This is a genomic window from Coleofasciculus sp. G1-WW12-02 (assembly GCF_040219735.1).
Classification (GTDB): Bacteria; Cyanobacteriota; Cyanobacteriia; order Cyanobacteriales; family Coleofasciculaceae; genus Coleofasciculus.
The window spans coordinates 55,426-71,012 of the sequence record NZ_JAVJRX010000198.1 but is presented as its reverse complement, the minus strand read 5'-3'; the positions used below and the strand labels follow the sequence as shown (position 1 = coordinate 71,012).

Genomic DNA, 15,587 nt, shown 5'->3' with positions numbered 1-15,587 from the left:
GACAATATTAACGGCACGAATCCTTATATAACTCCAGAAGGTTAAATGCAAATTATTCCGACTAAAATTCCAGAGGTTGTAATTATAGAACCTCGCGTCTTTGGGGATGAGCGTGGTTTTTTCTTGGAAAGCTACAACCAGAAAGCGTTTACCGAGAAAGCGAACATAGGCGCTACCTTTGTCCAAGATAATCATTCCCGTTCCGTCAAAAACGTTCTCCGGGGGCTACATTACCAAATTCAGCAATCTCAGGGGAAATTGGTGCGGGCTATCGTGGGGACAGTATTAGATGTGGCGGTGGATATTCGCCAAAGTTCTCCCACGTTTGGACAATGGGTAAGCTGTTTACTAAGTGCTGAAAATAAGCGACAGGTTTGGGTTCCGCCAGGATTTGCCCACGGCTTTTTGGTGGTTTCCGATGTAGCTGAGGTTTTGTACAAAACCACGGATTATTATGCACCGCAGCATGAACGGACATTGCTGTGGAATGATCCCGATTTAGGTATTGATTGGGATTTAACCACAGAGCCTATCTTATCGGCAAAAGACCAAGCCGGACAACCCTTGAAAACAGCGGAAGTTTATCCATGACGCGAATTTTACTCACAGGTACGGCTGGACAACTGGGGAGTGAACTGCAACAAACCCTCGCCCCCCTGGGAGAGGTGATGGGAGTTGACCGCCAGAGGCTGGATTTAACTCAACCGGATAAAATTCGCCAGGTTATCAGTGAATTTAAACCCGATCTGATTGTTAATGCTGCTGCTTATACCGCCGTGGATAAAGCGGAAACCGAAACTGAACTGGCAAATGCGATCAATGGTACAGCTCCCACGATTATGGCAGAAGCCGCACAGCAGTTGGGGGCGGCGTTAATTCACGTTTCCACCGATTATATCTTCGACGGTAAAAAAAATACACCTTATACTGAAGACGATACTCCTGATCCGATCAATGCCTATGGTCAATCAAAGTTATGGGGAGAAGAGGGAGTGCTAAAACACTGCGATCGCGCGATTATTCTGAGAACCGCTTGGGTCTATGGGGCGCAAGGGAAAGGCAACTTTGTTAAAACCATGTTAAGACTAGGGGCGGAACGTGACGAACTGCGAGTGGTTGTGGATCAAGTGGGGACGCCAACCTGGACAGGGGATTTAGCAAGTGCGATCGCGCAGTTGGCTCAATCTCTCCAATCAGATACTCTGACGGGTATCTATCACTTTACCAATAGCGGTGTCACCAGTTGGTATGATTTTGCTGTGGCTATATTTGAGGAAGCTCAACAAATTGGCTTCCCGTTGCAGGTCAAGCAGGTTGTACCAATTACTACGGCTGAATATCCCACACCAGCAGCGCGTCCAGCATACTCGGTACTGTCGAGTCAGAAGATATCAGCTGTATTAGGGAATCATCCTCCCAATTGGCGCACAGGGTTGCGGCTAATGCTTAAACAACTCTATGTTCAGCAATAACCAATAGTTGACAATGGTAGATAATTTTAATCAAACCAGTAGTGTTAGTACAACCTCAGCAGCCAAGGATGATTCAAGGTTAAACTATGTCTTTATTCTCAGCGCTGGTCGTTCAGGGACAACATGGTTAGCTCAAATCCTGAATACCTATGAACACTGTAGTTATAAGCATGAACCATTTAATCCCTCAAGGTTAACACCTTATAAGCAGTGGCTCATAGATCTGGAATCGGGCGATGCTATCGAGTTACGTCGCCGCTTTGAGTCAATAGTTGAGCGAAGTTACCCCGGTATAGACTTGCAACCCTTTCCGGAAAAAAGCATTTGGCAAGGAAATAGGCTGTTATTACGTCTGTTTCATGGACTGGGGCGTCGAGTCGATGCACTACAATTTCTGTACGAGTGGTATGGGCATTGGCAGCTTACGGAACAAACACCTGTACTGATTAAAGACGTGGTTTTCCCCAACCATCTGTTGTCTCGTCTTTGCGAAGTGTTGCTACAGCCATATATGCTCGTCATAGTTCGCAACCCCTTTGCGGTTGTAGCCTCAGATCTAAAATTCCTTGCAAGTAAGGGTCTATCTAAACCCACGTCGAAGAGAATTGCAGGCGTTCGCCAACAACTTGACACTCCCGTCGGTAAATACCTCTCCCACTACAAGGAGCAACTTGAAGATATGTCAGCGGCTCAGTTGAATGCGGTGTACTGGCGTGTCCGAGTCGAACCCCTGGTTGAGTTTGCACAAACCTATGGCAAAGGTTTAGTTGTAGTTTATGAAAACCTATGTGTTGATCCCTTGGGCAAGACGTCTGAAATATTTAACTTTGTTGGCTGGGAACTTAGCCAATCCACCCATGATTTTATTAAGACTTCGATTTCTGGTGAGCGTCAGTCATCCAATTCTCGCTACAGCGTCTACCGCGATCCCCGTACCAGTATGTCCAAGTGGAAAACCCAGCTTACGGCTGAACAAAAGGCGGACATTGCCTCTGTGATTCGTGAATCACCCCTAAAAGATCTTTGGTCTGATTTACCCCTTTAACGTTCGTAGTAGGCACTAAAGTGCCGCGCTGAAGCGCTTACTACAAAACCTATATTTTAGCAATGGCATAATAAACTTTTTCTCTATCCGCACCAGCCACTCCAGCCCATCTAAGCAAATCTTATGAAAGCACTGATTCTTTCCGGCGGTAAAGGGACGCGCCTACGACCCCTAACATATACTGGAGCAAAACAACTCGTTCCGGTTGCCAACAAGCCAATTTTATGGTATGGGATTGAGGCAATTGTCGCCGCAGGGATTACCGATATAGGAATTATTATCAGTCCAGAAACCGGAGAGGAAGTTAAGAGCAAAACTGGAGATGGCGATCGCTTTGGGGCTAAAATTACTTATATCCGGCAAGATCAGCCTGCGGGATTGGCACATGCGGTTAAGATTGCTCAACCGTTTCTAGGGGATTCGCCCTTTTTAATGTATCTGGGTGATAACCTGGTACAAAGTGACTTGAGCTTATTTGTCGAACGCTTTCACGAACGACAGCTAGATGCCTTAATCCTGCTGTGTACCGTCCCTAACCCAACGGCGTTTGGGGTGGCTAAGGTGGATGAAGAGGGGCGAGTTTTGCAGTTGCTGGAAAAGCCCAAGGTGCCACCCTCGAATCTGGCATTGGTAGGGATTTATCTATTTTCTAACACAGTTCACCACGCGATCGCGAATATCCAACCTTCGGCTAGAGGAGAACTGGAGATTACCGATGCGATTCAATATCTGATTGACCAGCCGAAGAAGGTGGAGTCCTTCCAGTTGCAAGGCTGGTGGCTGGATACTGGGAAAAAGGATGACCTATTGGAAGCCAATCGGGTTATTTTGGATACCCTGTTAGAAACCGCTGTCCAAGGCGAGGTAGATGAAAATAGTCAGGTGATTGGGCGGGTCAAGATAGGTTCGGGTTCAAAGGTAGTTAACTGTACGATTCGTGGACCCGTGACCATTGGCAGCAATTGTCATCTGGAAAATTGTTTTATTGGTCCCTATAGTAGTGTAGCTGACCAAGTGACCCTAGTTGATACAGACTTAGAGCATAGTGTGATTTTACAGGGAGCGAAGGTGATTGGCGTGCAGCAACGGATTGTGGACAGTGTGATTGGACAGCGGGCAAAGTTGAGTATAGCGCCACGGCGTCCTAAGGCGTTGCGGTTTATGATTGGTGATGATTCGCAAATAGAACTGGTTTGATCCCGTTAGTTACCCAAAAAAACTGGGGTGAACCTGTAGGGGCGACCTGACTTTTTACAAAGTCTAGAACCCTGAGTCGGGGCGGGTTTATTCACATCTCTTGTGGAATCGAAAAGATAATCGTGAAACCCGCCCCTACACACGAGAGGCGTCATGTCATCGAGGGAAGCGAAGGGTCAAAACTTACCTCCCTTCGTTACACCACATACCGTGACAAGTAAGGTAGGGGCGACCCGCTTGCACTAATTAACAACTCTAGCTACTGAATGGGTTCGGGTCGCCCTCTCCTCAACCCTCTGTGACAAAAATTGTTTCTTAGGAGTCAAGGGTTAACAGTTGAGCTATTTATCCTCTAAAATTGGAAGAGTATAGGATAAATTGGCTACCCTAACCGAAGTGTAAGTGAATTTAGCTACAGCCTTCCACCATAAAGCTAACAGTGTGGTCATAACCCAACCCACCTTCAACATTCTATGTGTATTGCCGATCAAAGAAAATCCCGTTTATCAAAAAAGGTCATCTGTAGGGGCGCACAGACGTGCGCCCTTCCCCCTAGCTGGCGGTTGGTCAGGTAAATAGCACAGACGTGCGCCCTTCCCCATCCCCGGCAATTCAGGTAAATAGGCTCTAATTTAAAAAATATTTATACAGATGATTGACTATCTTTCCAAAGTTTTATATGTCCTAACAGGAAGCCGAAAAAGCCTTGTCTTCCTCTTACTAATATTTATCTTCACCTCAATTCTCGAAGCCTTTGGTATTGGCTTAGTCGGGCCATTTTTCAGCCTAGCGTCCAATCCAGAATCGATTCAAAGTATTACCGTACTTGACTGGGCTTATCGAAAGTCAGGAGTTGAATCGCCTCAACAATTTATTCCCATCGTCGGATTTATAATTATTGCAATTTTTTGTATTCAATCCATATTCTATTTCCTTGCTCAAACCTATATCTATAGATACACACATCAACAAAAAAGCCGATTGATATCTCGGTTACTCAAAGCTTATTTAGATGCCCCCTATACATTTTACTTAAAACAAAATACAGCGAACATCATCAAAAATATTATTAGCGAAACGAATATGTTTACTCAAGGATGTTTGTTGGCGCTACTCCTTTTTATGACGAACGGCATTGTTGTCGGAGTTTTAGTGGGGTTAATGGCTTATAGCAGCCCCCTACTTCTAGTGATGATTTTGGCGATTTTAGTGCCGACATTTTTATTGTTCAATAAGTTGGGACATAGATTTAAACGGTGGGGGAAAACTCAATCGGAAACTCAGAGAGAAATGATTCGCACGATCAATCATGGTCTCGGCGGATTGAAAGAAACTAGGGTAATCGGGTGTGAAGTGTATTTCGAGAATCAAATAGACAGGCAAGCTCGTCAATATGCGAGGGCGGCTACTTTATCCCAAGCATCAAGTATATTACCGAACATTTTTATTAAAACTAGCTTAATTGTATTTGTCGTTCTCTTTGTTTCTCTGTTTCACATCTTCTTCACTGAGAGTGAGCAAGATTTGACTGCTGTAATGGGAGTATTTGCTGTGGCTGCAGTGCGCTTAATTCCAGCATCAAGTCAGTTCATTAGTTCAATGGCGACAATGCGAACGTCTAGCCATGCGCTAGATATGCTCTACTTGGATCTCAAGGAGATAGAGAAACGAGAAGTCCACAATAGTTTAGAGAGTTTAAACGGTTCAACAGCGAAGGGATTAGTTGATAGGGGAAATAAAGATAGGAACCTGTTGAGTTTCGCGAATCAAATCGAGCTGATTGATGTAACCTATCGTTATCCGGGGGCTTCAGAACTCTCGCTTGACCAGATTTCTTTTAAAATTAAGAAAGGGGAATCGATTGCCTTAATTGGTAAGTCGGGAGCGGGAAAGACGACGTTAGTGGATGTGATATTAGGGCTTTTGGAGCTAGAGAGTGGAGATATTAAAGTGGATGGTGTATCGATCTATGACAATCTGCGCTCTTGGCAAAATCTTGTCGGCTATATTCCCCAATCTATTTTTCTGACTGATGATACAATCGAACGGAATATTGCCTTTGGTGTCTCTGATGATCAGATTGATGAGGGGCGATTGTATAAGGCGATCGCAGCGGCGCAGCTTGAGGAATTGATTGAGCAATTGCCAGATGGGATAAAGACGGGGGTTGGTGAACGGGGAGTGCGTTTATCGGGGGGACAACGGCAACGGATTGGTATTGCGAGGGCAATATATCATGAACGGGAGATTTTGGTGCTGGACGAGGCAACAGCAGCATTGGATAATGAGACAGAGAGTCGGGTGACAGCGGCAATTAACGCTCTGGCGGGGACGAAAACTCTGATTGTGATTGCTCATCGGCTGTCTACTGTTGAGAACTGCGATCGCGTTTATATGTTGGAGAAGGGACGAGTGGTGAAGTCAGGGAGTTATCAAGAGGTGGTTTTGGAGGGATGAACATAGTTGTGGGAAACCTGTAGGGGCGGGTTTAGCTACTTAATTCAGATACTAATGCTCCAAGTGGATAACAAAACTCGCTTTCACTATCAAAGGATGGTTTTGCGGAAACTTTGCTCAAAGCACCAACTAAAATCTATTCCAGGAGATGCACTATGAATTCAACGGCACTGTTTTGTATTGATCCGGATTATTTAAATGATTTAGCAACTAAGTATAAAGAATCCTACGCTCAAGCCCAGCCGTTTCCGCATATCGTTATTGATAACTTTTTGCCCGAGTTTGTCTTAGATGAAATTCTCACCGAGTTTTCCTATCACGGACATCCTGAACCATTAACCTGTCCAGAGGGACGGACGCGCAAATCACTGGCGCTATATTACTACAGCAATGGGCGACCCGCCGAAGAAATTGCCGGTGCTGGTCATTCCACCCTGTTTAAGACTCGACCGGATGAAAAATTTACCTCCAACCAATCCTCAGGGACTAAAGTTAAGACCTTTGTCAAGAAACTGATTCCGCCAATTTTGATAGATGTGCGAAATCATCTGAGTCAGAAATCTTAACCAGAGAAACGCCGTTTATGTAGGTACAAAGGAACATCCATGACTCCGCAAGCCCAACTCGCCATGCTCGCCTGGATACCCGTTGTCTTATTTCTGTTTGTGCGGTTTCCAGCGCAGAAGGCAGTGATTATCGGCTTTATTGGTGCATGGCTGTTTTTACCCCAAAAAGCCGGATTTTATTTTCCTGGTTTGCCAGACTATGACCGCGTATCAGCTGTTTCTTACAGTATTTTACTTGCTACATTTGTCTTTGATGTAGGACGCTTCCGGTCATTTAAATTTAGCTGGATTGACATACCCATGCTGATTTGGTGTCTATGTCCATTGGCTTCATCAATCACCAGTGGTTTGGGTGCTTATGATGGGATGTCAGCTGTCCTCGACCAAACGATACAATGGGGAATGCCTTATTTTCTCGGTCGCATTTATCTGAATAATCTACGGGGGCTGCGCTTGTTGGCAATCGCTATTTTTATCGGTGGATTGGTTTATGTGCCATTGTGTTTATTTGAAATCCGCTTTAGTCCGCAGCTACACCAGATGGTTTACGGGTATTTCCCCCACATGTTCGCCCAAACTATTCGCTACGGCGGATTTAGACCCCAAGTGTTTATGACTCATGGGCTTCAGGTGGGGATTTGGATGATGTCGGCATCCCTAATTGGGATTTGGCTCTGGCAAGCTGGGGTGATTAAACAACTTTGGGGGATTCCCATGAGTTGGCTAGTGTCGGTGTTGTCGATTACTTTTGTGTTGATCAAATCCACAGGGGCTTTGTTTCTGATGGCGTTGGGGGTGGCTATTATTTTCTCAGCGAAATGGTTTCGCACGACTTTGCCCTTCTTTTTGACGATTGTGATTATCTTTTCCTATCTCTACGGGGGAGTGACTGGGGAATTTACGGGCGAAAAAAAGGATAGAATTTTAGAGTTTGTCGGTGAAATCACTGAACTCATTGGTGGTGACGATAGATCAGGTTCCTTAGGGGAACGGTTTAATCAGGAAGAAGTTCTGGGTGACTTGGCAAGGGAACGGATAGTATTTGGTCATGGCAAATGGGGATGGGTAGCTAGAGATGAAGAAAGTGGCAAGGAGTATGTGGCGGCGGACAGTTTATGGATATTGCGATTTACTCACAATGGTGTGGTTGGCTTGTTCAGTTTATATCTGGCGATGCTATTGCCGGTGATTAGCTTTGGGGTGTTGCGGTATCCAGGGACAACTTGGTTTCATCCGAAAGTAGCCCCAGCTGCAGCACTGGCGGTGGTGGTTATGTTGTTTATGTTTGATAGCCTCTTGAATGCCCATCCTACCCCAACCTATATGTTGGCGTCTGGGGCAATATCGGGGTTGGTTGTTAACGAGACACAGGCGAAGAAGGTGAAAGGAAATCGCGCTGCAGCTCGGCGTTCGTTGGCTCAGAAGCGACAACACCAGCATAATTGATTAGAATTTAAACCAGCTCACAATACCTGAATCTGCCTACTCATTGGGAGGATAGGGGAACATAGCCATCAATGATATTTAACTCCGTCGAATTCTTCATTTTTCTTGCGGTTACTTACTTACTCTACCGCATTCTACCCTTCCGGGGTCAAAACTTGATGCTGCTGGTAGCTAGCTATGTTTTTTATGGTTGGTGGGATGAGAGGTTTCTGTTTCTGATTGTTTTGTCCACGGTGATTGATTTTTGCTGTGGGTTGATGATTGACAAAGGTGAGTTAACCCGCCGTGAACGTTGGTTTCCTTCGGGATATATCTTACTCGCCGCCTTCTTTTTTGTCACCGTGCGCTGGAATGGGATGGAGTTGATGACTCAACCCTTAGCCCTATCTGGGCAATGGTCTCAACTGCTACCTAGGGATGGGTCGGGCTGGTTGGTGTTCCTGGGGATGGGTGGAGTTGTGGCGCTGGCTAATTTTTTCTATCCTCGGCTGGCGGCGTTGGAGGTGGCAAAGCGGCGGAGTTTATTTCTGTTTATTAGTCTATTCAGTAATCTCGGTATTCTGGGATTCTTTAAATATTTTAACTTCTTTATCGATAGCGCCGAGACAACGATTCAAACCTTGGGCATGTCGGCAGCGTTCTGGCATTTAGATATTGTTCTCCCTGTGGGTATTTCCTTTTATACCTTTCAGACGATGAGTTATACCATCGATATCTATCGCCGCCAGATGCCGGCAACCAATCGTTTTTTGGACTTTGCTTTGTTTGTGTCGTTCTTTCCTCAGTTGGTGGCGGGTCCGATTGAACGGGCGTCCAAGTTGCTTCCCTGTTTATTACAGCCGCGTCAGCTTAGCTTAGACCAATCGACGCGGGGTGTCTATTTAATTTTATTCGGTTTGTTTAAGAAGGTGGCAGTCGCTGATAGCTTGGCGGTTTCCGTGAATGCGATTTACGAAACTCAAGGTACTGTGTCTTGGCTGGATGTAGTCTTAGCTACCTTTTTATTTGCGGGTCAGATTTACGGTGACTTTTCCGGGTATTCAGACATTGCTAGGGGGGTGTCTAAATTATTTGGGGTAGAACTGATGGTTAATTTTAATTTACCCTATTTTGCCCAGAATCCTAGTGAGTTTTGGCGCCGCTGGCATATTAGTCTTTCGACGTGGTTACGGGATTACCTGTATATTCCTTTAGGGGGCAACCGTTACGGTGAACGGAGAACGTATCAGAACCTGATGACGACAATGGTGCTGGGGGGATTGTGGCACGGTGCGGCTTGGCATTTTGTCCTGTGGGGATTTTATCACGGCGCGTTGTTGTGTGTTCATCGCGTGTTTACGACAATATTTAAGCGCAAGCCAAAGATGAAAAAGAATCAGGGATTTGTCGGTTCATTCGTGGCGATTCTATTTTTCTTTGTCTTTACTTGCTATGGCTGGTTATTGTTTCGCGCCAATTCTCTGGCTCAGGTAATTAGTTTTACCCAGATTCTGATTTTAGACTTCGGGAATTTAGCGCTCAGTATACCCAGACCCACTTTTTCGGGATTACTGGGGCTGCCAATATTGATGAGTTATGAGGTGATAGAATATTATGCGGGGCATCAGTATTTTTATCGTCGCTCTCCCGCCATGATGCGTGGTCTCTTATATGCCATTCTAACGATTCTGATAGTAATGGGTACGAGCAATGAACCTGCACAATTTATCTATTTTCAGTTCTAAATCTCCTCCCAAAAATCTGATCTGGGATTCAGTAAAAACGGGTTTGTGGTTTATCGGGTTTCTGGTTTTGTTCGATATCGCGGTGAATTTACTTTTTCCCTATCCCGCCAACCCTCGCGCTAAACCGGGAAAACTGAATCTGTATTTTGATTATGGGCGGTCTATTGAGGGTAAAATTAGACGGCAAGTGGGTGCAACGGATGAATCGACGGCATTACTGGCATTAGCCGGATGGCTGGATTCTGAAAATTGGTCGGAAAATCACGAAGGTCAACCCGTTCGCCCTGACCCAGGTGAAGAGTTACTGATTGCTACCTATGGCATGTCATTTTCTAACCAAGTCAGTCGGGCAATGGAGACGATTAATCCTAACATTACCTTACGACTGATTGCCGGACCGGCGGCGTCGCCTAACCACTCGTTTGCCGCCTACCAGTTAGACCGGGGGCATCATGAAGCGGATGTGGTCATTTTAGGGGTTTTAGCGTCGAGTGTCAAAGGACTCAGCGCTATAAGTGGGATGACTTGGGGGGCTGAAGTTCCGGCGGCTTTTACGTTTCCTAAGTATGTGATGGAAAACGGAGAGTTAAAGGCAATTGAACCTAATGTTCAGTCGATAGAACAACTTCGTGTTGCTGTCAAGGATGAGGAGAAATGGCAGGCGTTTGTTGACCAGATGCGAAACCATGATCGCTTTTTTAATTCCTTTTTATTTGAGGAAAATTGGACTGATTATTCGGCAATTATCCGAATGATTCGCCGTTCTTGGGGACAAAAGCATCAAGTCGGTTTGACGAATGAAATTCATACGTCAGCAGGGTTTAATCAGGATTTGCCAGATATTCAGGTGTTACCTGTCATGGTGCAGGAGTTTGCGGAAACGGCTCAAGCAGATGGGAAGCTGCCGATTGTGCTACTGTTTAATGATCGGGGATATGATGACCATCTGTTTGAATATCTCCAGCCGACTCTGGAGGCGAATTCAATTCCCTTTGTCAGTACTCATCGGATTGCGCCAGCGACGGATTTAAAAAATTTCAAGGGGGATGGACATTTTACTAAACATGCGAATCAGCTCATTGCCCAAGAAGTTTTAGAGATAATTGAACAGCATTTTCCATCAGCGGGACAGTCGGAAAATCGGGTTAAATAGTCTAGTGGCGTGGCACAGCTAAAATAGGGTTTTGTTTGTAGTAAGCACTTTAGTGCTCTAACGCATAGCTGGAGAGGGCTAAAGCCCCTACTACGAAACCAATCTATTCCACAATTTTAGCTGTGCCACTCCACTAAGGTATGATAAATTGAGAATTCATATTATATGACCTATTATTAGAACTCCTCAAATCATGACAAATGTCAACATCAACAGATAAGAAGCAAGCACTGATGCCGAAACCCCTTCGCGTTTTGTACGCCGCCGGTCCAGGGAATGTGATTGGCACTTATAATTATTGGGTCAAGGGAGAAGAAGACCCTTCACAGGTTTCAGTAACCTGGTCAGGTCAGTTTTACGATGTTTGTCGTGACTTGGATGCACAGGCTTATATAATCTCTTCATGTAACGATAGGAAATTATTACATGACGGTCAATTTAAGATAGAGCATCGTCCAATCCCTATGCGTAAGGCCTCAGGTCTACTCTACCACTTGGGTCAGTTGTGGTATGGGTTAGGTGTGATTGCCTCAGCAGTCCGCTTTAGAGCTAATGTTGCAGTAGTGGCTGATGGAACAACACACTGGTTTATCTTATCTTTGCTTCCTAGCTTGGGAGTGCAAGTTGTCCCTTCCCTACAATGCGTTCTTTGGCGCAAGTATGGTTCGCGCAGCAAGTCGGAGGATTTGATGCTAAGACTCAGCCGTCATTTGTTTACTAAAGACTGTTTTGCAATCTTATCGATGTCGAACGATATATCTGAGCAGGTTGTACAAACCACTACAGGTCAGCATCGACCAATAGTACAATACCTCCCTATCTACCGTCGAATGCAGTTCGCTAGGTTAGATGAACCTGATAAGAATCGTTCGCCGTTTCGTGTAATGTTTGCGGGTCGCATCGAGCGAGATAAGGGAGTTTTCGATCTTTTGGAAGTTGCCAAGCGTTTTGCGGCTGAGAGTAGAAAGGATATTATATTCGATGTTTGCGGCAAAGGTTCGGCGTTAGAGTCTTTGCGTCTGTCTGCCAAGGAAGCTGGAGTTGATTCATCATTTGTATGCCATGGTCACTGCAAAAAAAACCAAATGCATGAGATGTTCAATCGGGCACATGTCATTATCGTACCGACAAAGACTGACTTCGTGGAAGGGTTCAATCAGGTTGTGGTAGAGGGCGTTTTATCGGGTCGTCCTGTGGTCACCTCAGCGGTTTGTCCGGCGTTGTCCTATGTGCGGGATGCGGTTGTGGAAGTTCCCCCCGATGACATTAAAGGATATGGTGACGCCTTGCTAGAATTGTGTGATGACCGTGAGTTTTATGAACAAAAGCGACTGGGTTGTCTGGCAGTGCAAGAGCAGTTTTATGATAGTTCACTGGGATGGGGGGCGGCGCTTAAGTCGCTCCTCGTTACTATTCAAGAGGGTCGAGAGGTTGGAAAGGCAGGGGTCGCTAGCTAATGGATAAAAAGGGTTTTGCGGCTTTGGCAATTGTCAAATTAGGAAAGGAAAATGAAACCTAACTACATGATTATTGGAGCATCTAAGTGCGCGACTACTACCATCTGTAATCATCTGAGACAACATCCTGATGTCTGCCTCATTGCCTGTAAAGAACCGCATTTCTTCTCCAAAGACGAAGTCTACGCTCGTGGATTTGATTGGTACGAATCGCTCTATGAGGAAGCGGGTAATAAAAAGATGCGAGGCGAGAACAGCAATACCTATACGATGAAGGAGGTTTTTCCAGAGACTGTTTCTCGCATTGTGTCTTATGCCCCAGATTTGAAACTAATCTACTTAGTCCGTGATCCAATCGCTCGGATTGAATCGTTCTGGCTACAGATGAGATCCCACGGTGGAGAAGAAGTCCACTACGACTTTAACACGGCGGTGCATGTTAACCGTGACTGGTTAGTCGATGCCTCCAATTATTGGCGGCAAATCAGTGCGTATCGACCTTATTTTCCGGATGAGCGCATTCATATCATCTTCTTTGAAGATTTCAAAGTGAATCCGGAGGCAGTCATGCGTCGCTGCTTTGAGTTTTTGGATGTTGATCCTGATGCACCCTTGGTGAACTCCAATCTTCGCTTGGGTGGTACAAGGGGTAAGCTGGTTCCGAGTAACACCCTTTCTAGACTGCGATCATTTTCAATGTTCCGCAAAACGGTGAAGCTGATTCCTGAATCTTTGCGTAACCCCCTAAAAAAACGCCTGTTCTTCAAAAAAATTGAGGGGCGACCCCAGTGGAATCCAAAGACTCGTGAGTGGGTGGCAGATATTCTGGAAGCTGATAGCTGGAAGTTGATGGAGTATTGTGGCAAACCTATTGATTTTTGGCATCTTCGAGATTTTTAGTTAAAAGTCTATTTTAAATGTTGAATTTTTGAATACATTGGGCTGATACTATGGTTTCAAATCCACAATTATTGATTCATATCGGTTACCCTAAAACAGCTTCAGGATGGCTACAGAATGGTCTCATTAAAGATGAGACCCTAGGCTTTTTGGCTCCGTGGGGATCACCCTCTGCTGAAGCTATCGAACAATTTGTTATTCCGAACACCTTCCGTTTTTCTGCCGAGTCAGTACGTAGAGTATTTGAACCGGGATTAGAGGAAGCAGCTAGACGGAAACTTGTCCCAGTTTTGTCTCACGAACACTTAGGGAGTTGCGGCTTAATAATATACCAATCAAGCTTGGCTGAGTTGATGAATACAGCTTTCCTCACTGGTACTTTATTTTTACGCAGCTCCCTTAGCTGGTATTCAAATAATAGGAATATATCATGCTAAAGAGGTAGCAGATCGGATTCATACTGTATTTCCAGAAGCCCGGATTCTCGTCTTTATACGTGAACATCCTCCTCTGTTTGGGCTATAAAGGCAACCTGATCAGTTTGAAGTAACAGTTGACTAAAAAGTTTGCTTGCTGTATGGTATAAGAACAATACTACGCAACAACCAGATAGAAAAATGCCAACAAAAAACCTTACAACAAAACAATCTATCTATAAAAAAATCAAGAATATCATTGCAAAAAACGTCTATAAAATAACAAGATTTTTTTTAATACCATCCTATCCGCTAGAAAAGTTATTTCCTAATGCTGAAAAATTACATCCGATTAAGCCAGAAACTGTCCCGACTCCAGAATTCAAGCAAATAGAAAATGAAGGTTTAAAGTTCGATAAAGCTATACATAAAGAGGATTATTCTCTTCCAGCTATCTATACAGCAAATCTCAGTGAAGTCATTTATTACCCCAGATATGACCTGATCTTTACAAAATCAGGGAAAATCATCAAAGAAACTATCTCTACCCTATATTATCTAAATCCCTATCAAATACTGGATTTAATAAAAAAGGTTAATATAAAATTTACTAATCTATTTCATTTTGCTAGTAAACCCGAAAAAATATCAGGTACTTGTAGCTTAATTAGGGAATATGGTCGTCAAAAAAATCATGCTCATACGCTGGTAGATATAATACCGAAGATTTACTTACTGAATCAGCCTGAATATCAAAATATTGATGAAATTAAGTTATTGTTTTCAAGTGAACCTACGAATACCGAGCGTTTTTTGATCGAAAAACTTGCTCCTCAAAACATTAAATTGACTGTCGTTGAGAATGCAGAAAGACTTTATTCCATTGATAAACTAATATTTTCTACTAAAATGACTCGTTCAACTCGTTTATATTTGCCGCAAGAATATATTGAATATTTTCGACGAAAAGTATTACCCAAACGAGAAAGTAAGAAGGTTAACCGAATTTTTATTTCTCGATCTAAGGCAAGACACAGAAGAATGATTAATGAAGCTGAACTATTTGAAGCATTAAAATCCTATGGATTCAAAAAATATTTTCTCGAAGATATGTCAGTAGAAGATGAAATAGAACTGTTTTATGATGCTGAATATGTAGTCGGTACATTCGGTGCCGGACAAGCTAACATTATTTTTTCTCGTCAAATTAAAGTGTTAGAAATATTCGCAAATGAGTATTTTATGCCTGATTTATACTATCTAGCAAAATCCCTCGGACACACCTATAGATACTATAATGGATACTGTGCCGGACTGGATTCGGAGAAAAAACTAATAGGTAAAGATGATATGATCTGGTATAAACGTACCGCTGATTTCAGGGTAAATGTATCAGAAGTAGTAGAGTGCTTGCTTGAATTAGAGAAGCAACATCAGTTTTAACTAATGGAATGGTAAAATAAAAAATGTGTCAAACTCAAAAGGCAAGAGTTTTCTGTTGTCTGGGAAGCGCTCAATTCCCCAACCCCAAACTACAAAATATCCCTTTTTTTGAACCACTTTCTTGGTCTTTGAGAGAGTAATTATAACTTCGCCGTTTATATTTTTATCGGAAAGGAAAGACTGAATAGCAATAATGAAAATGAACACTATCCCCGTCGCCATTCTATGTGGTGGCAAAGGCACCCGCCTCAAAGAAGAAACCGAATTTCGACCCAAACCCATGGTCATGTCATGGTCGGCGATCGCCCCCT

The 15,587-nt window shown here is 44.0% G+C and carries 12 protein-coding genes and 1 pseudogene; all 13 read left to right on the top strand.

The features are described from left to right. Positions 1-45 precede the first annotated feature (45 nt). Positions 46-591 carry a dTDP-4-dehydrorhamnose 3,5-epimerase gene (gene rfbC / locus RID09_RS31345; RefSeq protein ID WP_446339811.1) on the top strand — a complete coding sequence of 182 codons (546 nt, stop codon included), beginning with the start codon at positions 46-48 and terminating at the stop codon, positions 589-591. Continuing rightward, positions 588-1,472 carry a dTDP-4-dehydrorhamnose reductase gene (gene rfbD, locus RID09_RS31340; RefSeq protein ID WP_446339810.1) on the top strand — a complete coding sequence of 295 codons (885 nt, stop codon included), beginning with the start codon at positions 588-590 and terminating at the stop codon, positions 1,470-1,472. The genes rfbC and rfbD overlap by 4 nt, the downstream gene beginning before the upstream one ends. Before the next feature lie 13 nt (positions 1,473-1,485). Beyond that, on the top strand, positions 1,486-2,517 hold the full coding sequence (locus tag RID09_RS31335) for a sulfotransferase domain-containing protein (RefSeq protein WP_446339809.1): 1,032 nt from the start codon (positions 1,486-1,488) through the stop codon (positions 2,515-2,517). A gap of 123 nt (positions 2,518-2,640) precedes the next feature. Next, positions 2,641-3,714, top strand: coding sequence for a glucose-1-phosphate thymidylyltransferase (locus RID09_RS31330; protein ID WP_446339808.1), 1,074 nt, complete (start codon positions 2,641-2,643; stop codon positions 3,712-3,714). Between the two features lie 651 nt (positions 3,715-4,365). Next, positions 4,366-6,171, top strand: coding sequence for an ABC transporter ATP-binding protein (locus tag RID09_RS31325; RefSeq protein WP_446339807.1), 1,806 nt, complete (start codon positions 4,366-4,368; stop codon positions 6,169-6,171). A 155-nt stretch (positions 6,172-6,326) separates the two neighbouring features. Then, the gene (locus tag RID09_RS31320; RefSeq protein WP_446339806.1) at positions 6,327-6,737 is read left to right on the top strand and encodes a hypothetical protein; all 411 of its coding nucleotides are present in this window, start codon (positions 6,327-6,329) and stop codon (positions 6,735-6,737) included. Between the two features lie 39 nt (positions 6,738-6,776). Continuing rightward, on the top strand, positions 6,777-8,183 hold the full coding sequence (locus RID09_RS31315) for an O-antigen ligase domain-containing protein (protein WP_446339805.1): 1,407 nt from the start codon (positions 6,777-6,779) through the stop codon (positions 8,181-8,183). A gap of 71 nt (positions 8,184-8,254) precedes the next feature. Next, complete coding sequence (locus RID09_RS31310) at positions 8,255-9,907, top strand: MBOAT family O-acyltransferase (RefSeq protein WP_446339804.1); 1,653 nt, start codon at positions 8,255-8,257, stop codon at positions 9,905-9,907. Continuing rightward, positions 9,873-11,060 (top strand): hypothetical protein, encoded by a 1,188-nt coding sequence (locus RID09_RS31305; protein WP_446339803.1) that lies wholly within the window; start codon positions 9,873-9,875, stop codon positions 11,058-11,060. The genes RID09_RS31310 and RID09_RS31305 overlap by 35 nt, the downstream gene beginning before the upstream one ends. Positions 11,061-11,260: 200 nt before the next feature. Next, complete coding sequence (locus tag RID09_RS31300) at positions 11,261-12,517, top strand: glycosyltransferase family 4 protein (RefSeq protein WP_446339802.1); 1,257 nt, start codon at positions 11,261-11,263, stop codon at positions 12,515-12,517. Between the two features lie 51 nt (positions 12,518-12,568). Beyond that, positions 12,569-13,417 (top strand): sulfotransferase domain-containing protein, encoded by an 849-nt coding sequence (locus tag RID09_RS31295; RefSeq protein WP_446339801.1) that lies wholly within the window; start codon positions 12,569-12,571, stop codon positions 13,415-13,417. Between the two features lie 617 nt (positions 13,418-14,034). After that, complete coding sequence (locus tag RID09_RS31290; RefSeq protein WP_446339800.1) at positions 14,035-15,276, top strand: glycosyltransferase family 61 protein; 1,242 nt, start codon at positions 14,035-14,037, stop codon at positions 15,274-15,276. 199 nt (positions 15,277-15,475) lie between these two features. After that, positions 15,476-15,562, top strand: a pseudogene (locus RID09_RS31285) (glucose-1-phosphate cytidylyltransferase); the annotation flags it as partial. Positions 15,563-15,587: the final 25 nt, after the last annotated feature.

Excerpts from the sequence above, each read along its gene's own strand:
- RID09_RS31310 (WP_446339804.1), top strand. The coding sequence starts at position 8,255 with ATGATATTTAACTCCGTCGAATTCTTCATTTTTCTTGCGGTTACTTAC.
- RID09_RS31300 (WP_446339802.1), top strand. The coding sequence starts at position 11,261 with ATGTCAACATCAACAGATAAGAAGCAAGCACTGATGCCGAAACCCCTT.
- rfbD (WP_446339810.1), top strand. The coding sequence starts at position 588 with ATGACGCGAATTTTACTCACAGGTACGGCTGGACAACTGGGGAGTGAA.
- RID09_RS31335 (WP_446339809.1), top strand. The coding sequence starts at position 1,486 with ATGGTAGATAATTTTAATCAAACCAGTAGTGTTAGTACAACCTCAGCA.
- RID09_RS31320 (WP_446339806.1), top strand. The coding sequence starts at position 6,327 with ATGAATTCAACGGCACTGTTTTGTATTGATCCGGATTATTTAAATGAT.
- RID09_RS31290 (WP_446339800.1), top strand. The coding sequence starts at position 14,035 with ATGCCAACAAAAAACCTTACAACAAAACAATCTATCTATAAAAAAATC.
- RID09_RS31330 (WP_446339808.1), top strand. The coding sequence starts at position 2,641 with ATGAAAGCACTGATTCTTTCCGGCGGTAAAGGGACGCGCCTACGACCC.
- RID09_RS31315 (WP_446339805.1), top strand. The coding sequence starts at position 6,777 with ATGACTCCGCAAGCCCAACTCGCCATGCTCGCCTGGATACCCGTTGTC.
- RID09_RS31305 (WP_446339803.1), top strand. The coding sequence starts at position 9,873 with ATGAACCTGCACAATTTATCTATTTTCAGTTCTAAATCTCCTCCCAAA.
- RID09_RS31325 (WP_446339807.1), top strand. The coding sequence starts at position 4,366 with ATGATTGACTATCTTTCCAAAGTTTTATATGTCCTAACAGGAAGCCGA.
- rfbC (WP_446339811.1), top strand. The coding sequence starts at position 46 with ATGCAAATTATTCCGACTAAAATTCCAGAGGTTGTAATTATAGAACCT.
- RID09_RS31295 (WP_446339801.1), top strand. The coding sequence starts at position 12,569 with ATGAAACCTAACTACATGATTATTGGAGCATCTAAGTGCGCGACTACT.